The organism is Actinoplanes sp. NPDC051343 (assembly GCF_044455125.1).
Classification (GTDB): domain Bacteria; phylum Actinomycetota; class Actinomycetes; order Mycobacteriales; family Micromonosporaceae; genus Actinoplanes.
The window spans coordinates 209,728-232,083 of sequence record NZ_JBITEL010000015.1 but is presented as its reverse complement, the minus strand read 5'-3'; the positions used below and the strand labels follow the sequence as shown (position 1 = coordinate 232,083).

At 69.4% G+C, this 22,356-nt stretch carries 21 protein-coding genes and 2 pseudogenes; 9 read left to right on the top strand and 14 right to left on the bottom strand.

The annotated features are described in order from the left end of the window. Window positions 1-138 precede the first annotated feature (138 nt). Genes ACIA5C_RS39455 through ACIA5C_RS39440 form a run of 4 tightly spaced genes read left to right on the top strand, consistent with a single transcriptional unit; the run spans window position 139 to window position 3,027 of the window. The gene (locus tag ACIA5C_RS39455) at window positions 139-1,119 is read left to right on the top strand and encodes an aminofutalosine synthase MqnE (RefSeq protein WP_396064508.1); all 981 of its coding nucleotides are present in this window, start codon (window positions 139-141) and stop codon (window positions 1,117-1,119) included. A 39-nt stretch (window positions 1,120-1,158) separates the two neighbouring features. Beyond that, window positions 1,159-1,587, top strand: coding sequence for a hypothetical protein (locus tag ACIA5C_RS39450; RefSeq protein ID WP_396064506.1), 429 nt, complete (start codon window positions 1,159-1,161; stop codon window positions 1,585-1,587). 13 nt (window positions 1,588-1,600) lie between these two features. Continuing rightward, on the top strand, window positions 1,601-2,065 hold the full coding sequence (locus ACIA5C_RS39445) for a DUF4229 domain-containing protein (RefSeq protein ID WP_396064504.1): 465 nt from the start codon (window positions 1,601-1,603) through the stop codon (window positions 2,063-2,065). 50 nt (window positions 2,066-2,115) lie between these two features. Then, window positions 2,116-3,027, top strand: coding sequence for an ABC transporter substrate-binding protein (locus ACIA5C_RS39440; protein ID WP_396064502.1), 912 nt, complete (start codon window positions 2,116-2,118; stop codon window positions 3,025-3,027). 13 nt (window positions 3,028-3,040) lie between these two features. Here ACIA5C_RS39440 and ACIA5C_RS39435 read toward each other — a convergent pair. The 6 genes and pseudogenes from ACIA5C_RS39435 to ACIA5C_RS39410 form a co-directional block, all read right to left on the bottom strand. Next, window positions 3,041-4,080: pseudogene (locus tag ACIA5C_RS39435) on the bottom strand (IS630 family transposase). 206 nt (window positions 4,081-4,286) lie between these two features. Next, entirely contained in the window at window positions 4,287-5,036 is a 750-nt protein-coding gene (locus ACIA5C_RS39430; RefSeq protein ID WP_396064499.1) for a VOC family protein, read from the bottom strand. Between the two features lie 50 nt (window positions 5,037-5,086). Beyond that, on the bottom strand, window positions 5,087-5,827 hold the full coding sequence (locus tag ACIA5C_RS39425) for an ABC transporter permease (protein WP_396064497.1): 741 nt from the start codon (window positions 5,825-5,827) through the stop codon (window positions 5,087-5,089). Window positions 5,828-5,837: 10 nt separating this feature from the next. Continuing rightward, window positions 5,838-6,704: an ABC transporter ATP-binding protein gene (locus ACIA5C_RS39420; RefSeq protein ID WP_396064495.1), complete on the bottom strand. Its 867-nt coding sequence runs from the start codon at window positions 6,702-6,704 to the stop codon at window positions 5,838-5,840. Continuing rightward, entirely contained in the window at window positions 6,701-7,018 is a 318-nt protein-coding gene (locus ACIA5C_RS39415; protein ID WP_396064493.1) for a winged helix-turn-helix domain-containing protein, read from the bottom strand. The genes ACIA5C_RS39420 and ACIA5C_RS39415 overlap by 4 nt, the downstream gene beginning before the upstream one ends. After that, window positions 7,015-7,647 (bottom strand): transporter, encoded by a 633-nt coding sequence (locus tag ACIA5C_RS39410; RefSeq protein WP_396064491.1) that lies wholly within the window; start codon window positions 7,645-7,647, stop codon window positions 7,015-7,017. The genes ACIA5C_RS39415 and ACIA5C_RS39410 overlap by 4 nt, the downstream gene beginning before the upstream one ends. Before the next feature lie 71 nt (window positions 7,648-7,718). On the opposite strand from ACIA5C_RS39410, the gene ACIA5C_RS39405 reads away from it, so the two are divergent. Beyond that, window positions 7,719-8,147 carry a GNAT family N-acetyltransferase gene (locus tag ACIA5C_RS39405; protein ID WP_396064489.1) on the top strand — a complete coding sequence of 143 codons (429 nt, stop codon included), beginning with the start codon at window positions 7,719-7,721 and terminating at the stop codon, window positions 8,145-8,147. Window positions 8,148-8,294: 147 nt separating this feature from the next. On the opposite strand, the gene ACIA5C_RS39400 is transcribed toward ACIA5C_RS39405, so the two are convergent. The 4 genes and pseudogenes from ACIA5C_RS39400 to ACIA5C_RS39385 all read right to left on the bottom strand — a co-directional run bounded on the left by ACIA5C_RS39400 (window position 8,295) and on the right by ACIA5C_RS39385 (window position 12,154). Next, entirely contained in the window at window positions 8,295-9,155 is an 861-nt protein-coding gene (locus ACIA5C_RS39400) for a hypothetical protein (RefSeq protein ID WP_396064487.1), read from the bottom strand. Window positions 9,156-9,301: 146 nt separating this feature from the next. Next, window positions 9,302-9,960 (bottom strand): annotated as a pseudogene (locus tag ACIA5C_RS39395) (LuxR C-terminal-related transcriptional regulator). Continuing rightward, the gene (locus ACIA5C_RS39390) at window positions 9,945-10,115 is read right to left on the bottom strand and encodes a hypothetical protein (protein WP_396064485.1); all 171 of its coding nucleotides are present in this window, start codon (window positions 10,113-10,115) and stop codon (window positions 9,945-9,947) included. The pseudogene ACIA5C_RS39395 and the gene ACIA5C_RS39390 overlap by 16 nt, the downstream one beginning before the upstream one ends. Before the next feature lie 41 nt (window positions 10,116-10,156). After that, a complete protein-coding gene (locus ACIA5C_RS39385; RefSeq protein WP_396064483.1) occupies window positions 10,157-12,154 on the bottom strand; it encodes a HelD family protein in 1,998 nt (665 codons plus the stop codon). A gap of 177 nt (window positions 12,155-12,331) precedes the next feature. Here ACIA5C_RS39385 and ACIA5C_RS39380 point away from each other — a divergent pair, with 177 nt between their 5' ends. From ACIA5C_RS39380 to ACIA5C_RS39370, 3 genes are read left to right on the top strand one after another with little or no spacing between them, the layout of a single operon-like run. Further along, window positions 12,332-12,895: an ArsR/SmtB family transcription factor gene (locus ACIA5C_RS39380; protein ID WP_396064481.1), complete on the top strand. Its 564-nt coding sequence runs from the start codon at window positions 12,332-12,334 to the stop codon at window positions 12,893-12,895. 32 nt (window positions 12,896-12,927) lie between these two features. Next, on the top strand, window positions 12,928-14,148 hold the full coding sequence (locus ACIA5C_RS39375; RefSeq protein WP_396064479.1) for an MFS transporter: 1,221 nt from the start codon (window positions 12,928-12,930) through the stop codon (window positions 14,146-14,148). Continuing rightward, the gene (locus tag ACIA5C_RS39370; RefSeq protein WP_396064477.1) at window positions 14,145-14,996 is read left to right on the top strand and encodes a menaquinone biosynthetic enzyme MqnA/MqnD family protein; all 852 of its coding nucleotides are present in this window, start codon (window positions 14,145-14,147) and stop codon (window positions 14,994-14,996) included. The genes ACIA5C_RS39375 and ACIA5C_RS39370 overlap by 4 nt, the downstream gene beginning before the upstream one ends. Before the next feature lie 105 nt (window positions 14,997-15,101). On the opposite strand, the gene ACIA5C_RS39365 is transcribed toward ACIA5C_RS39370, so the two are convergent. Next, the gene (locus tag ACIA5C_RS39365) at window positions 15,102-18,548 is read right to left on the bottom strand and encodes a S8 family serine peptidase (protein WP_396064475.1); all 3,447 of its coding nucleotides are present in this window, start codon (window positions 18,546-18,548) and stop codon (window positions 15,102-15,104) included. 180 nt (window positions 18,549-18,728) lie between these two features. Continuing rightward, entirely contained in the window at window positions 18,729-19,673 is a 945-nt protein-coding gene (locus ACIA5C_RS39360; RefSeq protein ID WP_396064664.1) for an aldo/keto reductase, read from the bottom strand. 141 nt (window positions 19,674-19,814) lie between these two features. On the opposite strand from ACIA5C_RS39360, the gene ACIA5C_RS39355 reads away from it, so the two are divergent. Next, window positions 19,815-21,395: a beta-1,3-glucanase family protein gene (locus ACIA5C_RS39355; RefSeq protein WP_396064472.1), complete on the top strand. Its 1,581-nt coding sequence runs from the start codon at window positions 19,815-19,817 to the stop codon at window positions 21,393-21,395. Between the two features lie 58 nt (window positions 21,396-21,453). On the opposite strand, the gene ACIA5C_RS39350 is transcribed toward ACIA5C_RS39355, so the two are convergent. Together ACIA5C_RS39350 and ACIA5C_RS39345 are read right to left on the bottom strand one after the other, a co-directional pair. Then, on the bottom strand, window positions 21,454-21,816 hold the full coding sequence (locus ACIA5C_RS39350; RefSeq protein ID WP_396064469.1) for a winged helix-turn-helix domain-containing protein: 363 nt from the start codon (window positions 21,814-21,816) through the stop codon (window positions 21,454-21,456). Continuing rightward, entirely contained in the window at window positions 21,813-22,322 is a 510-nt protein-coding gene (locus ACIA5C_RS39345) for a hypothetical protein (protein WP_396064466.1), read from the bottom strand. The genes ACIA5C_RS39350 and ACIA5C_RS39345 overlap by 4 nt, the downstream gene beginning before the upstream one ends. Between the last annotated feature and the right edge of the window lie 34 nt (window positions 22,323-22,356).

Below are 22,356 nucleotides of genomic sequence, written 5' to 3'. Positions count from 1 at the left end.
GTCGATTGATCCGAGGTGAAAGAAGGCTGGGAATCGAGGGAACCGCCGGGTGAGACATCTCGCCTCGGAGCCGGTCGCCGAGGTTGTGTCAGGGGCGGGCCGTACCCTCGACGGCGAGCATCAGGAAGGGGTCGTCGTATGGATGCCGGGTTGAAGCGTGAGCTCGAGGCCAAGGTCTATGCCGGTGAGCGGCTCACCCGCTCCGACGGCATCACCCTTCAGGAGAGCGACGATCTGGCCTGGCTCGGGCGCCTCGCCCACCACAAGCGTACGGAGATCGGCGGCGACCGGACGCTGTTCGCCGTAAACCGGCGGCTGGACCTGGCGAACGCGGACGACGTCGCGGGCCGGGCCGAAGCGACAGCCGGGGCCGAGGAGACAAAGGACGATCAGGTAACCGAGGTGCACATCGTCAACGCCGTGCACTCGGGCCGCTCCTGGCACTCCTATCCCGAGACGCTCCGCGCGCTCGGGGCGGCGCTGCCCGGCGTAGGTTTTCGGGGCTTCAGCGCGAGCGACATCCGCGAGCTCGAGAAGATCAGCGGATTGCCGGCCGGCGAGGTCCTCGACGAGCTGATGAGCGCCGGGCTCGAGTCGCTGGCCGGCGACGGCGCCGAGATCGCCGGCGCGGGCTGGGAGGACTGGTCGCGCATCCACCGGCTGGCTCACGGGAAGGGCATGAAGACGCCGGCGTCGGTGCTCTACCGGCCCGGCGAGGCGCGGGTCGACCCGATTGTGCGGCTTCGCGAACTGCAGGACGAGACGGGCGGTTTTGCGGTCTTCATCCCGCTCCGCGAGTCGGCCGAAGGTCGCGCGGCGGCACCGGCCGAGACGCTCAAGACCTTCGCCGTGGCGCGACTGATGTTCGACAACGTGCCTCACATCCAGAGCTCCACGGGGACGCACGACCGGTCGGTCGCTCAACTCGCGCTCAACTTCGGTGCCGACGAGTTCGACGGCTCGAACGACACCCTGCAGCGCGACGACCTGCTCGACCTGATCTGGGATGCGGGCTTCCGTCCGGTCGAGCGCAACACGCAATACGAGGTCGTCCGTGCGTACGACGCGGCACCCAGTTTCACCGATCGCCGCAGCGAGCCTCAGCAGGTGTGGGCATGAACCAGACGGGCGAAAGGGACGGCGTACCCTCGGGTTGCCATGACCGACGCTAAGAGCGAGCGGCGTCCGCGCCGCGACCCGAACGGACGCTTGGCCACCTTCGGTGACCTGGTGGGCACCTGCCTGGCCGGCCTGGTGACCGGCGTGGTGCTGGTGCTGGTTCTCGAAGCGATCCTCTCGGTGACCCGGATTTCGCATTTCGGCGACACCAGCGGCTGGCTGGCGGCGATCCTGCCGGTATGGCTCTTCGTCGAGGAGTTCCGGGCCGAGAAGTTCGGCGCCAATCGTGTCGTGGTCGCCGTGCTGGCGGCCGGCTTCGGGGTGGCCGCCGGGCTGAGCTTCGCCGGCCTCGCCGCGATCGACTTTCCGCGGCTGGTCAGCGGGTTCGTCGGGGCGGCCGTCCTCGCGGTGGTCTACTCCCTGATCTGGTTCTACGGTCTGCGGTGGCTGAGTCACCGCGCGGGCTAGAGAGAAGATAGAGATGAGTCCCGCCTTCAAATACAGCTACGGGCGGCTGGGCCTGTTCCTGCTGTGCTTCCTTCTGCTCCTGCCGACCCCGCTCAACATTCTGGTCAAGGCGATGGTCGCGCTGCTCGTCTCGGCCGTGCTGGCGCTGTTCCTGCTGCGCAGGTGGCGTGACCAGATGGGCGAGCAGCTCAGTTCGGCGGCGTCCAAGCGCAACGCCGAGAAGGAGCGGCTGCGCGCCGCCCTGGCCGGTGACGAAGAGGCCGTCGCGGCCGGTGACCGGGTCGCCGCGGCGAGCGCCGCTCGCTGGAACGACGAGGACGAGGACGAGGCGGACACGATCGCCGACAGCAAGGACCGGGCGAAGGGCGCCGCCAACGCGGCGAAGGCCTCGGCTGCCTCGGCCTCCGCGGCCGTCGACGCGGTCAAGGCCGGTCCGCCGGACGACCATCGCCCGGCCGCCGCGGGCGACGAGAAGTAGGGCGCGCAATAAGAGGCTTTTGTCGGGTTTTGGGCTAGCGTCTCTAGCCCATGAGACGTGCTTTGCTTGCCTCGGCGATGGTCGCGACCCTTCTGACCGGAGCCGGATGCGCGGAGAACGGCGGCGTTCCGGCCGCCACCGCACCCGACCTCAGCACGTTCGGCTACCCGGTCACGGTCGGCAAACTGACGCTGGACCGGCGTCCCGAACGCGTCGTCTCGCTGGTGCCGTCGGCAACCGAGATGCTCTTCGCGATCGACGCCGGTCGCCAGGTCGTCGCGGTCGACGACAACTCGAATTACCCGACCGACGCGCCGAAGACCGGCCTGTCCGGGCTCGCGCCCGACGTCACGGCGATCGCCGCCATGCACCCCGACCTCGTCGTGATCGCCGATGACTTCGGACCGGCCTCCGTCCTTCTCGGCCGGCTCAAGATTCCGGTGCTGCTGACGCCCCCGGCGGCGACGCTGGCCGACACCTACCGGCAGATCGGTCAGCTCGGCACACTGACCGGCCACGAACCCGAGGCCGAGGCCCTGCACCGGCGGATGGCCGGGCAGATCGCCCAGGTCGCCGAGGGCGTACTGCCCCGGGCGAGGCCGCTCACCTACTTCTACGAACTCGACCCGACGCTTTACACGGTCACCTCGCGAACCTTCATCGGGTCGATCTTCAAGATGCTCGGCCTGACCAGCGTCGCCGATCACGCCGGGCCCCGCGCCGGAAGTTATCCCCAGCTCTCTCCACAGGCAGTGATCAGGTCGAACCCGGACACGATTTTCCTGGCCGACGGCACCTGCTGCCGGCAGAGCGCCGGTACGGTCGCCGCCCGCCGCGGCTGGAAGACGATCACTGCGGTCCGTACCGGCCGGGTCTATTCGCTCGACGAGGACATCGCCTCGACCTGGGGTCCGCGCACGGTCGACCTCGTACGGACCCTGGCTGCGGCCGCGCGGTCTTAGCCGGCGTGGCCGGCTAAGCCCCTGGCCAGAACTCCTTCCCGTAACTGTGGGGTAGCCAGGGTGAGGTCCAGGGCGCTGTGGTGGTCAGGTTGTGGGTGTCGGTGCGGTGTTGGAAGAACGTGTGGGCTTGATGGACCCGGTCGACGATGGTGGCTGTTGCGGTGTTCGCGAGGTGTCGTTTCATCGCGGCCCAGATCCGTTCGACGGGTTGTCTTGTGGGCTGTATTTCGCGCCTTCGATGACCTGGATGCGGGGGTTTTCGGCGAGCCAGCGTTGCGTGATTTTGGAGTGGTGGGTGCTGCCGTTGTCGCAGATCACGGCGATGGTCGGGGCGCTCGGGTAGGCGTCGAGTAGTTGCTGCAGGAAGTAGCAGAACACGACGGAGACGTTCTTGACGCTGACGTGGTGGTGCACGGCGCCGGTGACCAGGTTGACCGCGCCGTGCACCGTCCGGCGCACGTTCGTGCCGGGGGTCAGGATGCGGTGGCGTAGGCCGGTGGGCATCCAGCAGGCGCGGACGCGGGCGAGGAGGTCGAGGTGGGTTTCGTCTTCGGCGAGCACGACCGAGCCGTGGGGCAGGGCGGCGATCCGGCTGCGGATGTCGGCGCAGATGCTGTCGCGGTCCGGGTCGCTTTTGGCGATCAGGCGGGGTCTGGTCCAGCGGGCTTGGTCACGGATGCGGCGGCGCATCGTGGACATGCTCAGTTGGGGTCGGCCGAGGGTCTTCCAGATGCGGGTGGTGGTCCAGGATCGGGGTGTCTGCAGCAGAGTGTGGATGCGTTGCCCGAGCCGCTGGCTGCCTTTGCGGGGTCGTCCGGAGCGGGGCCGGTCGGGCAGGCCGGATAGGCCTTCGGCGTGGTGGCGGGCGATCCAGGCCCGAACCGTTTTCGGGTCGTAGTGCAGCAGTTCGGCGATCTCGCTGGCGGACATACCGGCGGCGGACAGCACGACCATCATGATCCGGGTGGCATTGCGCCAGGGGCCGTGCAGGGCGGTAATCAGTTCGGTGTGTTGCTGCGCGGACATGCTGGCGTAGACGTGCGCGGGGCGCATACTGACGGTGACCTCGTCGTGGTTCGGGTTCTTGTGTGGAAACTTGATCCGAACCCACGGCGGGGCCTTTACGTTGGTATGTCCCTCTCGCTGAGCGTGTTCGTGGTTAGCCCGTCACCAGTTACGTACCGCACTTTTGACTACGCGCTTAGAAGCTCAGCCGACGTTGCCGGCTAGAAGCTCAGCCGACGTTGCCGGCCAGAGGCTCAGCCGGGGTTGCCGGCCAGAAGCGAGAAGACGCCGCCGGACGGGTCGGCCACCATCGCGTACCGCCCGATCGCGATGCTGTGGGGCGGCTGAAGGACCGTGCCGCCGAGACCCGAAACGGTGGCGACCGCGCGGTCGCAATCGTGCACCGCGAAATAAACCATCCAATGTGGCGGCAGATCGCCCCATTGGTCACCCACCATCGGCTGTATCCCGGCGATCGCGGTTCCGTTCAATTCGGCAACCACATAGGGCCGTCCGTCCATCGAACTTCTCCGAAATGTCCAACCGAACACCGATGCGTAGAAAATGGCCGATCCTTCGATGTCCCGGGTGTTCAGCTCATTCCATGTCAGAGCGCCCGGAACGTCGAAAATGGCGGCCCCGCCGACCGTTCCCGCCTGCCACACGCTGAACGGCGCCCCGCTCGGATCGAGAAAGGCCGCCAACCGGCCCTGCTCCATCACGTCGAAGGGCGCCACCAGCACCTTGCCGCCCGCGTCGGCCACCCGCCGGGCCACCGCATCGGCGTCGTCGGTGGCCAGGTAAGTGCTCCAGGCGGTCGGCTGGCTTTCCGCGGCGAGAGGGCCGGCGCCGGCCACCGGAAGCCCGTTCAGCAGAAAGGTCGTATAACGGTCCGAGACATCGGTGGTCCAGCCGAACAAGCGGGTGTAGAACTCTTTTGCGCCGTCCGGATCGGCCGTGGCCAGATCCACCCAGTTCGGTGCGCCGGGCGCCGGTGAGGTCATACCCGCATCGTTACATCGGTGGCCTTAAAAGCGACTTAAGTGTCGTAGTTCTAGCTGAACCGCCGACCCTCGTCCCGTCGATAGGCCCATAGCGCCAATCCGGCGAGGGCGATAGTCCACGCGATCAGGGAGACCAGCGAACCGGCATTGAACGGGTAGTCACCGACGGTCGCCCACATCAGTCGCACCGCCCCACCGGTCGGAACGTAGGGCGCCAGATGCTCGACGAACCCGGGTGCCTGGCCGGGCGCGGTCATCAGGCCGCCGGCGAACGCGAGCGGGAAGAACAGCACCTGGGCGACGACGATCGCGGCCTTCTGCGGCAGCGCATAACCAATGGTCAGGCCCATCAGGATGAACGGGACCGCCACCACCGCGGTCACGCCGGCCGCGGCCAGGAAGGCGAGCGGTGTGACCGTCGCCCGGGTGAACACGGCGGCGATCACCAGCACCGGAAGCAGCGAGAACGCCGTCATGGCGAGGCCCGCGAGCAGGCGCCCGGTGAACCGCGGGAACGCGCCGGCCGGGAGCGTACGGAGATAGGGATCCCAGGGCTCGGCGCGGTCGGCGGCGACACCGATGCCGTACTGGAAGAGGTTGGTGCTCATCACCGCGAAGGTGATCATCGACACTGTCGCATAGGTCGCGACGACCGGGTCGTCGCCCGCGAACGGAACCACGAACGCGAGCATCGACGCGGCCGGCCAGAACGCGCTGCCGATCACCGCGATCGGGATGCGGATCGTCTCCAGCAGTTGATAGCGGGTATGGGTGAGAACCAGGGACGACACGGCCGCCTCCTCAAACGCTCGTGAGAGTCAGGAATGCCTCTTCCAGCGAGGTCGGTCGGACCTCGAGGTCGGCGAACTTCACGTTTTCGGCGACCAGGTCGCGGACCAGCCGGTCGGCGTCCGGGGTGAGCAGGTGCAGCCGGCCGCCCTCGCGCTCGACGCCGAGCAGGCCGTCGAGCGACGGCAGCGGGTCGGGAGAGGTCAGGCTGACCCGGCGGATGGCGACGAGGCCGCGCACCGCCGCGACGGTGTCGTCGGCGAGAACCCGGCCACCCCCGATCACCACGACCCGCCGGGCCAACGCCTCGACCTCTTCCAGGTAGTGACTGGTCAGCACCACCGTGCCGCCGTCGTCGTGGAACGCGCGGATGCCGTCCCACAACGACCGGCGGGCCTGCACGTCGAGCCCGGTCGTCGGCTCGTCGAGAAAGACGATCTCGGGACGGCCGACGAACGCCAGCGCCACGGCCAGCCGACGCTTCTGGCCACCCGAGAGTCCACCGGTCTGACGGCGTACGAGATCGGCGAGACCGAACCGGTTGAGCAACTCGCCCCGCCCGAGTGGGTGATCGAAATGCGCGCGGACGAAGTCGACGACCTCGCCGACGCGAAGCGAGGCGGGCAGACCCGTCTCCTGTGGAGTGACGCCCAGCCGGCGCCGGCTGGACGGGTCGCGCGGGTCGCCGCCGAAGAGCTCGACCGTGCCCGAGGTCGGACGACGGATGCCGGTCAGCAGGTTGACCAGGGTGCTCTTGCCGGCGCCGTTGGGGCCGAGAAGGCCGACCAGCTCGCCGGCGCGGACGTCGATGTTGATGTGGTCGAGGGCGAGCGTGTCGCCGTAGCGGCGTGTCGCCTCGAGGGCGCGGGCCAGGATCACGACTCCTCCGAGGGGTTAAGCAGGGCTCTCAACGCCGCGGTGTAGTCGTCGAAGGCGAGGCGGCCGCGGCGGGTGAGCCTCACGAGCGTCATCGGGGTGCGGCCGTGGTGGGTCTTGGTGACCTCGACGTAACCGGCATCCTCGAGTTTGCGCAGGTGGACCGAGAGATTGCCGGCGGTCATCCGCAGCGTCTCCTGCAATCGGGGAAACGCGATGCGGTCCGCCTCGCGCATCACCGACAGCGCCGAGACCACCCGCAAGCGGGCCTGTGCGTGGATGACCGGGTCAAGTTCAGGAATGTCGGTGCCGGTCATCGCAGGCGCTTCCACCCGATCTGGCCGAGCACGAGCATCCCGCCGCCGGCCAGGACCGCCACGATCAACGGATGCCAGCCGACGCCGAACAGGATGCCGACGATGTTGACGACGCTGGTCCAGGCGCCGAGAACGAAGAGATTGCGGTCGTTCCACATCGCGCCGCCGGCCATGTGCAGAGCGCCGGTGAGGGCGACCATGCCGCCGCCCCAGAGCAGGCTCTGGCGGGCGTCCGGCAGTTCGGCGGTGAACTGCGCGAACACGGTCGACAGGCCGGCGAAGGCCACCGACCAGGTCAACCCGTACATCAGGCCCTGGCGGCTGGACGGCCCGGCGACCTGGCGCCCGGCCCGCCCACCGGCGATGCCGGTGGTGATGCCGGCCCCGAGCAGCAGGACGAGCAGGATCGTCGACGGCAGCCAGGCCGGCATGTTGACCAGCACCCGGCCGCCCGGCGCGAAGCGCAGGAAGAGGGCGCCGAAGCCGACCAGCCAGGCGATGCCCCACGGCCAATACATCAAGCGGGGATCGGGCGTGAGGGTGCGGGCCAGGTTGGCCTGCTCCGCACGGATCAGCCGCAACGACTCGGCGGGGTCGCCGAGCGGGGTGTCGTCGTCGATCGGTGTCATGCAAAGAACTTTACCGCACAAAGTCAAAGAGGTTTGTGCCATAAAGCTCGCGGTCTGAAAAGATCTTCGGCATGGTGGACCTGTCGATCCGCGCCGCGCAGGCGCACGAACTGCCGGCGATCTTGGAGTTCTGGCAGTTCGCGGCCGAGAACGAGAACCGCCCGGCCGACACCCCGGGTGCGCTGGCAGCGCTGCGCCTTCGCGATTCCGATGCGCTGCTGGTCGCGGTGGACGGCATGGACATCGTCGGGACGATCATCGCCGGGTGGGACGGGTGGCGCTGCCACCTCTATCGGCTGGCCGTCGCCCCCGGCCGGCGCCGAGCCGGCATCGGCCGCCGGCTGATCGCGGCGGCCGAGGAACGCTTCCGGGCGCTCGGAGGCACCCGCGCCGACGCGATGGTCCTCGACGGCAACGAACAAGCGCACCTTATCTGGGCGGCGGCCGGATATGCCCGCCAGGACGAGTGGTCGCGGTGGGTGAAGCCACTCTCACACTGACCCACGCCGGGCTTTTCCGCGCATTGTTCCGGCTCTCAATAAAATGCGGAACCGCCGGGCACGGTGTCTGCCCGACGGTGCCAATCATGCCGGCGCCTCGTTAAAGGAAAGCGCGCAATGCGTGCCTTCGGCGGTGAGCCGCAGGAATCAGTGACCCATCCCGTGCGTCGGCGTGCCATTGGGCACAGTGGTGCCTGGCTGTGGCATCGTGCCCGGGCCGGTGTGGGTGTTACCGGGACCGGGCAAAGTGTTGCCCGGGCCGGTGTGAGTGTTACCCGGGGCGGGGAAAGTGTTGCCGGGGCCAGGGAGGGTGCTGCCGGGGCCGGTGTGGGTGCTGCCGGGGCCGGGGAAAGTGTTGCCGGGGCCGGTGTGGGTGTTGCCAGGGCCGGTGTGGGTGCTGCCGGGGCCGGGGAAAGTGCCGCCCGGGCCGGTGTGGGTGTTACCGGGGCCGGTGTGGGTGCTGCCGGGGCCCGGGAAACCGGGGTGGCCGTTACCCGGGCCGGAGTGGCCGTTACTCGGGCCGGAGTGGCCGTTACCCGGGCCGGAGTGGCCGTTGCCAGGACCCGGGAGACCGGGGTGGCCGTTGCCCGGGCCGGGGTGGCCAGGGTGGCCGGGGTTGAACGTGCCTGCCCAGACCGGCCGGAACTGGTTCGGGAAGCCGTGGGTGGCGCGGAACGGCACCCCGAACCCGTGCCGATGCCAATCGTCGCGGCTGGCGACCTGCAGGGCCCACGCCCCGCGACGGATGCCGATGCGGATCACGCTGCAGTTGTGGTCGTCCCAGTTGCCGGTCCGCTCGCCGAACTGGCCCGCCCGTTCGCAGTCCCGCAGCGTCCGGTAGTAGCCGACCACGTCGTCGCCGGCCCGCCACTGGACGTGGTGGACGGCCGTCGCCCCGCCCTCCGGCATGATGCGCGAGGACGCCGCCTGAGCCGGCCCGGCACCGCTCGCCAGCGCAGCAAGTAGACCGAAGCCGCCCATGGTCAGGATGTGGGTGAGGTTCTTCATCGCGTTCCCTTCATGCGGTTTCTCGCGGTGCATTTCGAAAGGGGAAACGCGATTGCCGCTACGGCGGTATTCGCCGGAATGACCGTTGACGGATGGACCGTTCGGCTGACCGCCGGGGCGACTATTAGTAAAGGTGAATTCGCCGGCTAGTCGGACGGGGTGGCGGCGTCCAGGTAGGTGAGGACTGCGCGTACGCGGCGGTTGGTGTCGTCGTCGGCGATCAGATCGAGCTTGGCGAAGATGGTCGTGGTGTATTTGCTGATCGCGCCCTCGCTCAGGACAGCTGGGCCGCGATCGCCGTGTTGGACAGGCCTTCGGCCATCAGGGCCAGCACCGAGCGTTCGCGTTCGGTCAAAGTGGACAGTGGGTCGGCTCGTTCGGGGCGGCTCAACAACTTTGCGACCACCGCCGGGTCGAGGGCCATGCCGCCGTCGGCGACCCGGCGGACGGTGTCCATGAACTGGTCGGCGTCGAGCACGCGGTCCTTGAGCTGGTAGCCGAGGCCGCCGTTGCCGTCGGCCAGCAGTTCGCGGGCGTAGAGCTGCTCCACGTGCTGCGAGAGGATGAGCACCGGCAGCCCGGGGACTTCGCGGCGGGCGGCCAGCGCGGCCTGCAGGCCCTCGTCGGACTGGGTCGGGGGCAGGCGTACGTCGACGACCGCGACGTCGGGTCGCTCCTTGACCAAGGCTGCCGGCGTGGCCGGGCCGTTGTCGACCGCGGCCACCACCTCGTGCCTGTACGCCTGCATCAGCCGCACCAGGCCGTCGCGCAGCAGGAATAGGTCTTCGGCTATGACAATTCGCATGGCACCGCCACGGTGATCCGGGTCGGCCCGCCGGCCGGGCTGTCGATGGTCAGGGTGCCGCCGAACGCGCGGGCCCGCCGTTGCAGACCGGCCAGGCCGGACCCGGCACCCGCCGCGGCTCCGCCCACGCCGTCGTCGACCACGGTCGTGGTCAACGTGCGGTCCGAAAACCGGGACGGGTGGGCCTGGACCCACTTCAGGCCAGCGGCCCCGGCAACGGCTTGGCGTGGATGACCGACAGTCGTGACACGGCACGGGTGAGCACGACGTAGAGCCGGTTGAGCCCGCGCGCCTCGGCGGCCACGATGTCGGCCGGCTCGTGCACGATCACGTGGTCGTACTCCAGGCCCTTGACCACCGTGGCCGGGACGACCATGACCCGGGCCTCCGAGTCGACGTCGTCCGGGGTCGCGTTGTCGATGCCGGCCGCCGCCAGGTGGCCACGCAGCCGGTCGACCGCGGGGTCGGCGGCGATCACCGCGACCGAGCCCTCGTGCTCCAATGCCCGCGTGACCTCGGCCAGCGTCTCTCCGTCCAATTGCGAGGGAGCGACCGGGATCAGAGCGAGGTCGCCGTCGTGGCGCAGCGACACCGCCTCGGGTACGTCGACGCCGAGCGCCGGGAGCAGCCGGTTGGCCAGTTCGACGACGGCGGCCGGCACCCGGAACCCGATCGTCAGCGGCACCACCGGGGCGTCGGGCTTGCCGAGGTGGCCGAGCGTCTCGCGCCAGTCGGCGGCGGCCCACGGCGCGGTGCCCTGTGCCAGGTCGCCGAGCAGCGTGATCGAGCCGTGCTCGCTGCGCCGGGCGATCGCGCGGGCCTGCATCGGCGAGAGGTCCTGCGCCTCGTCGACCACCACGTGGCCGAAGCTCGCCTCGCGTTCGATCAGGCCGGCCGCCTCGTCGAGCAACACCAGGTCGGCGACCGAGAACTTGGCCGACTTCACCGTCTTGGGTGCCTTGGGCCAGCGGATCGTCTCGATCTCGTCGTCGGTCAGCACGCCGGCCGCCGCGGACGGGTCGACGAGCAGTTCGACGACGAGGGACTCCGGGGTGACCGCGGGCCACGAGTGCTCGAGGAACTCGGTGACCGACGCGACCTTCGCCATCTTGCGGAGCCAGCCTTCGGCCGGGGAGTTGCCGGTGCGGTATTCGGACTGGCGCTGGAGCAGGCCGACCACGCGGGCCCGCACCCGGTCGCGCCCGACGCCGTAGGGCAGGCCTTCGCGGCGGGCCTCGTCGACGATGCGGCGCAGCGGTTCGATGTCGATGCGCCAGCGGTAGGAACCGTCGGACACCATGATCGGATTGATCGGCTTGCGGAGGCGGGACCACAGGGCCTTGCGGAGCACCTCCGCCATGCGTACGTCATGTTTGACCGACGTCGCCGCCGGCGAGTCGACCGCCCGGACCGGCACCCGGCCGATGAGACCGTCCACTGTCGACTGCTGCACCTCGACCTCGCCGAGGGCCGGCAGCACCGCCGAGATGTAGGCCAGGAAGGCCGTGTTGGGCCCGACGATCAGCACGCCCGACCGCCGGAGCCGTTCCCGATGCAGATAGAGCAGGAAGGCCGCGCGGTGCAGCCCGACCGCGGTCTTCCCGGTGCCCGGCGCGCCCTGCACGCAGATCGAGTCTTCCAGTTCGGCCCGGACGAGCTCGTCCTGTTCGGGCTGGATGGTCGCCACGATGTCGCGCATCGGCCCGACGCGGGGCCGCTCGATCTCGGCGGTCAGGATGCGGCTCTTGGTGCCCAGTTCCTCACCCCGGTCGAGGTGCTCGTCCTCGAAGCTGGTCAGATCGCCCCGCACGAAGCCGAACCGGCGCCGGGTCGAGACGCCCTGCGGATCGCGCACGCTGGCCCGGTAGAACGAGCGGGAGAGCGGCGCCCGCCAGTCGAGCACCATCGGCTCGCCCAGGTCGTCGGTGACGTGCCGCCGCCCGACGTGGTAGGCCGCGTCGTCGATGTCGAGGCGGCCGAAGAAGAGGGGAGTGGTCGGGTCGTCGGCCAGTTCGGCCACGCGGCGGGCCATGTGCCGGCCCAGTTGTTCGGCGGTGTAGGCGTCGCCGGCCACCTTGTCGCCGGTGCTGAAGAGGGCCTCGGCGCGGCCACGCATGCGCCCGAGCGCGGCCCGGGACTCGGTGAGGTGGTGTCGTTCGGCGGCTAGCTCGGTGTCCAGGTCATTTGCGGGCACGGGTCATCCTCGGGCAGGCTGGTTTGTGCAGGCTGCGCTCGCGTGTCCGGCGGGAGAACGGCCGGCGCGGGGGGACGTCCGCTGCGGTGCATGCTCACCACGGCCGTCAAGCGGCCCTCCACGTTACGCCGTGGACACCCGCTGTCCACTCATTTTCCCAGCGCCGACAATGGGGGCGTGGCCGAGAGCAACCGGATCAGCGACCCGCGCGTCATGCGGGCGCTCGCGCACCCCGCACGCATCGAGATCGTGGACTACCTGAATTCGACAGGCGAGGCGGTGACCGCGACGGAATGCGCGGCGATGGTCGGTCTGTCGCCCAGCGCGACCAGCTATCACCTGCGGGAACTGGCCAAATACGGCCTCGTCGAACAGGCGCCGAGCCGGGGCGACGGGCGGGAGCGGGTCTGGCGCAGCACCAGCGCCCACGTGCAGATCGCGAGCGTGGACGAGGAGCCGGAGACGCTCGCGGCCCAACGGGCGCTGGTCAACCTTTATCTCGACCGCGACGCGCACCGGCTGGGGGAGTGGCTCGACCGGGGCAAGGACGAGCCGGTCGAGTGGCAGGAGGCCAGCACGATCATGGGCAACACGCTGCTGATGACCGCTGAGGAACTGAAAGCGCTCACCGAGAAGGTGCGCGATCTGGTCGAGCCTTATCAGATGCGTACACGTCGGGCCTCCCCGCCGGAGGGTGCCCGCGAGGTGAGGGTCAACTATCTGGCATTCCCGGCCCCTTGAGTTCCGGCAATGTGAAGGAATAACTTCGAAGTATGTCCTTCACATCTTGGCGCGATGTGTATCTGGCCGCCGGCTCCCGTGGCATCTCGGCTTGCGGCGATTTCCTCGCGGCCACCTCGCTGGCCCTCGTCCTCCAGCAGCGCGGGCACGCCGGGATCGCGGTCTCGGGCCTGCTCATCGCCGCCGCGCTGCCGGTTGCCGTGCTGGCCCCGTTCACCGGACGGCTGGCCGATCGAGCCGACAGCCGGACCCTTCTCGTGCTGGCCGGTGCTCTGCAGGCCGTCGTGGCCACGGTGCTCGCCTTCACGTCGCAGCCGGTGGCGATGATCGGCCTCGTCGCGCTGCTCGCCTGCGGTGTCGCGGTCACCCAGCCGACGCTCGCCGCCCTCACGCCGGCGATGGTGCGGCCCGAGGACCTGCCGCGGGCCAGCGGTCTCGGACAGGCTGCGAGCAGCATCGGAGCGCTCGCCGGTCCGGCCCTGGCGGGCCTTCTCATCGGCACCGCCGGGCCACGCCCGGCACTGCTGCTCGATGCGGTCAGTTATCTCGCGCTGGTCGCGGCGGGGCTTTTGATCCGTACGCGTCGTGGAGCGCGACCTTCCGAAGCATCGCCCGTCGTGCCGTGGCGCCTGACGACCGACCGCACGCTGACCACGCTGTTCGCAGCCATGTTCGTGGTGATCGTCGGCGTGAGCGCGATCAACGTCTTCGAGATCTTCTTCGTCCGGGACACGCTCGGCGCCCCGGCCACCGTCTGGGGCCTTGTCGTCGCGTCGTGGACCGCCGGCGCGCTCATCGGTACGGGGCTGGTGACGCGGTTGCCGAAACGCTACTTCACCGGCTCGATCGCGGTCGCCCTGATGGCCGCCGTGTGTCTGCCCATCCTGATCGCGGGGGCGGTCGGCAGTGCCGTCTGGCTGTTCCCGCTCTGGATCTGCGGCGGGCTCTTCAACGGCGCGCTCAACGTGATGTGCGCGGTGATCCTGGCCGACCGGGTCGTGCCGGGTGCGCGCGGACGGGCGTACGGGATGATGAACGCGGTCGCGCAGACCGCCAACATGGTCGGTTTCGTGGTCGCCGGGCCGCTGGTCGACCATTTCGAGCCTCGCTTGCTGGTCGCCGCGTGCGGTGCGGCCGGGCTGCTGGCCGCGGTGGCCTGCCTTCCGATGGTGCGGTCGGCGGTGCGATGTGAGCCACCCGCTGACCCCGCACCCGGCGAAGCCGCGCCGATGCGGGCTAGCGTCGTGGGATGAGCGACAGCGTCCGTCGGCCCCGGGTCGGGCACATCCAATTTCTCAACTGCATCCCGATCTACTGGGGCCTGATGCGCTCCGGCGCTCTTCTCGACTTCGATCTGCAGAAGGACACCCCCGACCGGCTCAACAACGCGCTGGTCGCCGGCGACCTCGACATCGGCCCGATCTCGCTTGTCGAATACCTGCGGCACGCCGACGAACTGCTCCTGCTGCCCGACCTCGCGGTCGGCAGCGACGGGCCGGTGCTCTCGGTCAACCTGATCTCGACCCGGCCGCTGGCCGAGCTCGATCAGCGGCCGGTGGCGCTCGGCTCGACCTCGCGTACGGGCGTGCTGCTGGCCCAGATGCTGCTGGCCGAGAAGTACGGCGCCGAGCCCAATTACTTCCGCTGCCCGCCCGAGTTGACGCAGATGCTGCTCGAGGCCGACGCCGGCGTGCTGATCGGCGACCCGGCGCTGCGTGCGCTCTACGAGGCACCCAAGAACGGCCTCGACGTGGTCGACCTGGGCCAGGCCTGGCGCGACTGGACCGGCCTGCCGATGGTGTTCGCGGTCTGGGCGGTCCGCAAGGACTTCGCGACGGCGAACCCGGGCGCGGTCAAGGATGTGCACGAGGCGTTCCAGCGGTCGGTCCAGCTCTGCCTGGGCGAGCTGGACGAGGTAGCCACCGCGGCCGCGCGGTGGGAGCCGTTCGACGCGGCGACGCTCGCCAACTATTTCCGGGCGCTCGACTTCTCGCTCGGCGAGCGGCAGATTGCCGGGCTTCGGGAGTTTGCGCGCCATGCCGCCGCCCGTGGTGAGGTTCCGCCCCTTCCGCCCGAAGGCCCGGTTTTCGCCGAAGTTTGATCTTCATTTCCGCAGGCCATACGCTCCTGCGGACCTTGCTGTGGGGGAAATGACAAGTGGGGGACGGCGATACGCCGTCCCCCACTTGTTTGCCATCAACCGGTATTAACCGACCTTGTAGCTGTACGGCAGGTCGATCAGCTCGTCGCCACCCAGGGTCACCTGGCTGACCGTGTCGATGTAGAGGTGGCCCTTCACGGTCGAGCCCTTGGCGGCGCTCGGCGTGATGGTCACCGTGATCGTCGTGCTCTGACCCGGCTGCAGGATCACCGGGCCGGTCGCGTCGGCCGCCGCGGCCTTCGTCGCGGCCTGGCTGCCCGCGGCGTGGGTGCCCGTGGCGTGGGCGACGTACTTGCCGGCCTTGGCGTCGGCCTTGAGCGCGGCCATCGCCGCGTCGTCGCCCGAGCCGACGCCGAGCTGCCAGAAGTCACCGGTCGACGAGGTCACCGCGGGGTCGAAGAGCTGACCCTGGGCCACCGCGGCGGTCGTGACCGTGCCGGCCGGCGCCGGACCGTCGAACGGGCCGGTCTGCCCGATGTCGGCGGCCCAGAGACCCGGCGAGACCTGCGGCGCCTGGACGCGGACGACCGCGCCGTTGCCCTGCGCCGAGGAGTAGAGCTCCGGCTCGCCCGACGAGTAGAAGAGGTCCAGGTTGACCGGCTGGGTGGCCGCGGCCTGCACCGTCAGCTGCTTGCTCTCGGTCGGGACCAGCCACTGCGGGTAGACCCCGGCGGGCACCGGCAGCGGCGTGGTCTCGGCGCCGCTCAGCTCGACCAGCGGCAGGTCGCCGATGGTGTTGAGCCGCGCGTCGGCGAAGTAGGTCAGCGGGGCGGCGCCGGTGTTGGTCACCTTGACCGGAACCGTGACCGCCCGGCCGGCCTTCAGCGTCGAACCGTTGGGCAGCGAAGCGCTGACCTTGACGGTGTTGAAGGTCACCTTGCCGGTGAACGGCTGGGCGACTTCGAGGCCGCTCTGCGGGTTGGTGAAGTCGAGCGTCAGCAGCCAGCGGCCCGCCTGCGGGTTACGCCGGTAGATCTGCAGCGCCTTGTCCTGCACGCCGGTGCCGGTGGCGTCGGCGTAGAGGTTGCTCTGGTACGAGTACACCTGGCCGTCGGGCGAGGTCAGCACGCCGTAGTACGTGACGCCCGGGTCCTGCACGCCGACGCTGATGCCCAGGTCCTTCTTGCCCGCCGGGACATCGAGGTAGTACGCGTTGGTCTGCGCGTACCCGCCGTCACCGGAGCGGCCGTTGCCGCCGGTCAGCACACCGGTGAAGGTGTTGCTGCTGCTGTTCGTCGGGATCAGCGTGCGCGCGGTCAGCGGCACCGACGTGGTGAGGCCGAGCGGCGTCGACAGCTGCACCGAGGCGCTCACGTCGCCCGGGTTCTTCGGCAGCCTGGTGGTGACCTTCACGGTGCCGGTCGCGCCCGGCGCCAGCGACAGCGTCGACGGCGACACCGAGCCGAAGCTGGTGAAGTCCGACGTGGTCGCCTGCCACTTGATCGAGCCGTTGAAGGCCGACGACTTGGAGAGGGCGAGGTAGGCCGTCCACGTGCCGAAGGACGGGTAGTGGACGTCGATGTGCCCGAAGTTGCCGTAACCCTGCGGGATCGAGTACGCCGAGTAGACGCCCTGCGGGTCGATCAGGATGATCCGCATCGCGTACGGCTCGGTGGCCGCCGCGAACGAGAAGTCGAGCCGGTCGGCGCCCAGGCCGACCTTGAACTTCTGGGTCGTGTAGCTGCGGACCACACCGGTCGCGTCGACGAACGTCGGAGCGGTCGCCGCGTTCAGCGTGACCGAGCCCGACTGGTTGCTCACGGTCTTGCCGAGCGTACGGGTCGACAGGTTGACCTTCTGGGTGTTGCCGCTGACGTTGGTGATCGACAGCTTGGAGGTCGTGGTGCCGCCCGGCTGTCCGTCGGTGACCAGCTGGGTCTTGTCGACGACCAGCGAGGTGCCCAGCGGCTTCGGCGAGCCGTTGCTGTCCTTGAAGCTCAGCGCCGCCTTGACCGCGGCCAGCGAGTTGAGCTGACCGGCGCCCTGCTCGTACGCGGGGTGGCCGAGGTCGGTCGCGGTGCTGGTGAGCAGCCGCTTGACCAGCGCCGGGGCCGGACGCACGCCGTGGTGGGTGCTCTCGTAAGCCTGGATGACCAGGGCCGCGGCACCTGCAGTGAACGGCGACGACTGGCTGGTGCCGCCGAAGTTCTGGATCGAGGCCGGCGCGCCCTTGTAGTCGACGCAGTCCTCGTAGATCTCGGTGTTCGGCGTGCAGAGCGCCCAGCCGAGGTCACCGGGTGCGGCCAGGTCGGGCACCCGCCCGTGCGAGGTGACGCCGCCCGAGCTCAGGCCGGAGATGTTGCCGTCGGCCCAGGTCCCGTTGGAGAACTGGAAGCCGGAGGAACCGGTCTGGGCGTACGACCGGAAGGTCGTGGTCGCCGCGACACCGATCACCTTGGCGTCGCTGGACGGCGAGCCGATGGTGCCGGTCGTGCCGGCGTCACCGGTGCTCGCCACGACCGTCACGCCCGCGTCCACGGCCGCGTCGTCGGCCAGCGAGATCGGGTCGTTGCCGAGGTCGGGGAACGGGTTGCCGCCGAACGACTCGTTGATGACGTCGACGGTGGCGTCGTTCACCGCGTAGTCGAGCGCCTGGATGAACCGGGAGGTCGGAGCGGTGTTCGAGTTGCCGAAGACCTTCAGGCCGACCAGGCTCGCGCCGGGGGCGATGCCCCGTACGGTGATGGTGCAGCCCGGGGGCAGCGCGTGCGCCGGGTTGACGAAGTCGGCCAGGTCGTAGCTGTGCAGACCCTGCGCCGCGATCGAGCTGGCGTCGCCGAACGCCTCGGCGGCCGAGCTCGGCGCGTCCGGGCCCTCGCCCGAGAAGTCCTTGTAGTCGACGAAGACGTGGCTGCCGTCGGCCCGGATGAAGTCCGGGTTGTTGATGTCGAGGCCGTCGGCGAGGAAGGCGACCTTCACACCCTTGCCGGTGGCGAGCGACTGCGCCTGGGGCGTCGCCGGGTTGCTGAACGCGGTGTTCGTCGTCTGCAGGGCCTCGGGCTCGAGCAGCGGCTTGGACGGATCCGACGGGCAGATCGGGGAGGCCACACCCGATTGCGCTGCGCCCTTGACCGGCGGGGCCGCGTCGGACCCGGTGGGTGCCTTGGTGATCGGAAGATCCGGGTAGACCGCGGCGACCGTCGGGTCGGCGGTCAGGGCCGAGATCTGGGCGGTCGTCGCAGTCGCGGCGATCGCGTTGACGCTGGTGAAGCCGCGGACGTCGCGCATGCCGGCGGACTTGGCCCGGCTGATCACCGGGGCCTGGTCCTTCTTGGCGGCCCGCGCCCGGGGCGAGTTCGCACTACGCGTGAACGAAAGGTCCTTGTGCTGGTTGCGCAGCATCACGATGACGCCGCGAGCCGGCTGGCCGGCGGTGGCCGGCAGCTTGACTACGGGAGGTGCTGCGAACGCCGACGCCGGATAGGCGGCGGCGGCCAGTACCCCTAGGGAGACGAGAGATGCCGTAAGCACCCCTCTTGCCGGAAATGGCATGCAGTGCTCCTCGCATACGACGACCGGGAGGAACCCCCGTATCCCCCCGTAGATCAATGCGGAGCATTGATCGTTGTATGCAAATGCGCAAGGGCCATTTGTCACGGGTATCGGCGTCGGTGGATACAAAAAATGGGCGCCCCGGGGCAAAAGCCTCGGGGCGCCCACCGTCCGCTGTGGTCAGTTCAACAGGGTTTCCAGCTCCGTCACGTCCTCGGCGCTCAACTGCCAGGCGCCGGCCGCCGCGTTGGCCTGGATCTGCTCGGCGGTCGTCGCGCCGGCGATGACGCTGGCGACGGCCGGGCGCGCGGCCAGGCCGGCGATGGCGACCTCGAGCAGGCTGTGCCCGCGCTCGGCGCCGAACGCGGTGAGCGCGTCGATGGTGTCCCAGTCGGCGTCCTCGAGCCACCTCTGGTAGCGCTCCTGGGACAGCCGGGTGCCCGCGGCCGCCCGCTCGCCGCGCCGATATTTGCCGCTGAGCAGGCCGCTGTCGAGCGGAAAGAACGGCAGGAAGCCGAGCCCGAAGTGCTCGCAGGCGGGCACGATCTCATCCTCGGCCTCGCGGTGCAGGAGGCTGTACTGGTTTTGCGCGCTGATGAACGGGGTGAGGTTGCCGGCGCTCGCGGTCCAGTGCGCGTCCGCGATCTGCCAGCCGGAGAAGTTGGAGTTTCCGAGGTAACGCACTTTGCCCGAACGCACCAGGTCGTCGAGGGCGGCCAGGGTCTCGTCGATCGGGGTGCCCTCGTCCGGCCGGTGCATCTGGTAAAGGTCGAGGTAATCGGTCTCGAGGCGGCGCAGCGACGCCTCGACCGCCCGGACGATGTAGCGCCGTGAACCCCGCGCGTCGAAGTCCTTACCGTTGACGCCTTCCATGTCCATGCCGAACTTGGTGGCGAGGACGATCTCGTCGCGGCGGCCCTTGAGTGCGGCGCCCAGGACTTCCTCGGAGGCGCCGTGCGGGGTGCCGTAGATGTCGGCGGTGTCGAACAGCGTGATGCCGGCGTCGAACGCGGCGTCGACGACCTCGCGGGTGCCGTCGGCGTCCAGCTTGCGGCCGAAGTTGTTGCAGCCCAGGCCGACGACGGAGACGACCAGGCCCGAGGCGCCCAGCCGGCGGTAGCTCATGTCACTCATGATCCGACCCTATGCCCGAATGTCCCCAGCTTTCCCCGTGGACGCCCGACATTGGTCTGCATCTATTGACACACCTAGTTAACAGATTCGAGTCTGCGTGAGAGCGCTCTCAACCCCGAAACGAGGTGTTCCGTGCGTACCGTCCTCCGCGCACTCGCGGCACTGGCCCTGGCCGTCCCGGCCGCCGCGGCCGTCGCCCCGCCGGCGGCCCAGGCCGTCGGACCCGACATCCTCCCGGTGACCTTCACCAACAACACCGGCCGCGCCGACGCGGTCTACCTCTACGTCATCGGCACCCAGCTCTCCAGCGGCCGACTCGGCTACGTCAACCAGGCCGGCGCCTTCACCGCGTGGAGCGGCGGCCAGATTCCCCCCTCGCCCGCGCCGGACGTCTCGATCGCCGGGCCGGGCAACGGTGGCAACACGACCATCCGCTTCCCGCGCAACTTCTCCGGCCGCGTCTACTTCTCCCTCGGTGAGAAGCTCCACTTTTTCCTCACCCCGGACGGCCTCGTGCAGCCCGCGCCCTGGGCCGCCGGCGACGCCAACCAGAACATCCTGTTCGACTGGAGCGAGTTCACCTACAACGACTCCGGACTGTGGTTGAACAGTTCGCAGGTCGACATGTTCGCGATCCCGCACGCGGTCACCGTCACCAACTCGGCCGGCGTCACCAAGCGCACCGGCGACCCGGTCGCCGACGGCCGCACCAACGTGATCAACACGATCAAGGGGACGGCGGGCTGGTCGAGCCTCGTCTACACCCGCTCGTCCGACGGAACGGTGCTGCGGGTGCTGTCGCCCAGCAAGACCAGCAACACCTACCTCGACTCGTACATCAACTCGGCGTGGAACGCGTACGCCTCCAAGACCCTGACCGTGGTGCCGTTCGGCGACCAGCCCAACACCAAGTACTTCGGGCACACCTCGGGCAACACGATGGTCTTCACCAACACCTCGGGTGCCCAGGTGGCGTCCTTCAACAAGCCGTCCTCGGCCAGCGTCTTCGGCTGCGCGGGCGACCTTCCGGCGCCCAACGACCAGGTGGTCGGACCGATTTCCCGTACGCTCTGCGCCGCGCTCAACCGGGGCACGCTCGGCACCGTCGACACCCAGCCGGACGGCAACGCGGCCGACTTCTACAAGAGCAACCCCACAAACGTCTACGCCAAGACCATCCACGCCAACATGGCGGACGGCCGGGCGTACGCGTTCCCCTTCGACGACGTGTCGGACTTCGCGTCGATCGTCAACGACGGTGACCCGCGGTCGGCCGGCATCACGCTCTCGCCGTTCACCGGCGGTGGCGGCACCACGCCGCCGCCCGCATCCGGGTCCTCGCTGATCAGTAGTCTCAACAACCGGTGCATCGACGTGCCGAACTCGAGCTTCGTCGACGGCGCCCAGCTGCAGATGTGGGACTGCAACAACACCGGCGCCCAGAAGTGGACCTTCAGCGGTGGCGCGCTGCAGAGCCAGAACGGCAAGTGCATGGACGTCTCGGCCGGATCGACGGCCAACGGGGCGGTCGTGCAGCTTTACACCTGCAACGGGACGGGCGCCCAGCAGTGGGTGCTGAGCGCGGCCGGTGACCTGGTCAACCCGCAGGCCAACCGGTGCCTCGACATCAAGGACGCGAACGCGAACGCGGGCGGGAAGCTCCAGCTCTGGGACTGCGCCGGCACGGCCAACCAGAAGTGGCGTCAGGGCTGACGTCGATCAGCAGAAGCGGCGCCCGTCTCGGACGGGCGCCGCTTTCTTTCGTACGCCGTCAGTTGTCGGCCGGCGCGCCCTCCGGCTGGTGAGCGGCGCCGGCCGCACGGGCGGCGTCCACGATGCCCTGCAGGGCGGCCAGGTGACGATCCAGCCGCGCCCGGCCCTCGGCGGTGGCCCGGAGCCACGTGCGCGGGGTCTTGCCCACGTAGCCCTTGCGCACCTCGACGTAGCCGGACCCGGACAGCGTCGTGACCTGTTTGGACAGTGCCGGATCGGTCAGCTCGACGGTGTCGCGGACGAAGCCGAACTCGCACCAGTCCGCGCCGGCCAGCAGGGATACGATGCCGAGCCGGGTCGGGTCGAGCAGCAGCGGGTCGAGATCCGAGTTGCCCGGCAGCGCACGGCGACGTGGGCTCACCGGCCGCTTCGCATCAGGTAGTGCCGGGTGATCCGGTCGAGCACCCAGGTCACCGGCATGATGATGATCGCCATTGCCACGCCGAAGACGGTAACGGTGTGGCGGACGGCCCAGGCCGGCGCGCCGATGTCGGCCAGCAGATGGTCGTAGTTGAGAAGCAGGAGACTGCCGAGCGCGACGATCAGCAGAACCACTCGGATGGCGATCCGGGTGTGCGCCGGGACGACATTGCTCGCGGGCCCGGCCCGCATCCCGAACCGGGAGCGGATCCGCAGGCGGAAAGCCGGGGCCGAACGGAACAGGACCAGGACGACGGTCATCGCGATGACCACCCAGAACCCGGCCTGCGGCACGAAGTCCTCGAGTGTGTACAGCGCCAGGGTGTAGACGGACAGCGCGGGATAGATCCAGAACGGCCGCCTTGCCTCGTCGGCCAGAGCCTGCCGGCGAGCCGCCGCAATCTGCAGGTCACGGGCCGCGTCCGCCGGATCGATGGAAGTGGTCATCATTTCTCCCGTTGCTCAAGTACTTGCCTGAAAA

What these genes read in the sequence shown, in the direction of transcription:
- ACIA5C_RS39455 (WP_396064508.1), top strand. Translation starts at nt 139, where the DNA reads ATGGATGCCGGGTTGAAGCGTGAGCTCGAGGCCAAGGTCTATGCCGGT.
- ACIA5C_RS39450 (WP_396064506.1), top strand. Translation starts at nt 1,159, where the DNA reads ATGACCGACGCTAAGAGCGAGCGGCGTCCGCGCCGCGACCCGAACGGA.
- ACIA5C_RS39445 (WP_396064504.1), top strand. Translation starts at nt 1,601, where the DNA reads ATGAGTCCCGCCTTCAAATACAGCTACGGGCGGCTGGGCCTGTTCCTG.
- ACIA5C_RS39440 (WP_396064502.1), top strand. Translation starts at nt 2,116, where the DNA reads ATGAGACGTGCTTTGCTTGCCTCGGCGATGGTCGCGACCCTTCTGACC.
- ACIA5C_RS39430 (WP_396064499.1), bottom strand. Translation starts at nt 5,036, where the DNA reads ATGACCTCACCGGCGCCCGGCGCACCGAACTGGGTGGATCTGGCCACG.
- ACIA5C_RS39415 (WP_396064493.1), bottom strand. Translation starts at nt 7,018, where the DNA reads ATGACCGGCACCGACATTCCTGAACTTGACCCGGTCATCCACGCACAG.
- ACIA5C_RS39410 (WP_396064491.1), bottom strand. Translation starts at nt 7,647, where the DNA reads ATGACACCGATCGACGACGACACCCCGCTCGGCGACCCCGCCGAGTCG.
- ACIA5C_RS39405 (WP_396064489.1), top strand. Translation starts at nt 7,719, where the DNA reads ATGGTGGACCTGTCGATCCGCGCCGCGCAGGCGCACGAACTGCCGGCG.
- ACIA5C_RS39400 (WP_396064487.1), bottom strand. Translation starts at nt 9,155, where the DNA reads ATGAAGAACCTCACCCACATCCTGACCATGGGCGGCTTCGGTCTACTT.
- ACIA5C_RS39375 (WP_396064479.1), top strand. Translation starts at nt 12,928, where the DNA reads ATGTCCTTCACATCTTGGCGCGATGTGTATCTGGCCGCCGGCTCCCGT.
- ACIA5C_RS39370 (WP_396064477.1), top strand. Translation starts at nt 14,145, where the DNA reads ATGAGCGACAGCGTCCGTCGGCCCCGGGTCGGGCACATCCAATTTCTC.
- ACIA5C_RS39365 (WP_396064475.1), bottom strand. Translation starts at nt 18,548, where the DNA reads ATGCCATTTCCGGCAAGAGGGGTGCTTACGGCATCTCTCGTCTCCCTA.
- ACIA5C_RS39360 (WP_396064664.1), bottom strand. Translation starts at nt 19,673, where the DNA reads ATGAGCTACCGCCGGCTGGGCGCCTCGGGCCTGGTCGTCTCCGTCGTC.
- ACIA5C_RS39345 (WP_396064466.1), bottom strand. Translation starts at nt 22,322, where the DNA reads ATGACCACTTCCATCGATCCGGCGGACGCGGCCCGTGACCTGCAGATT.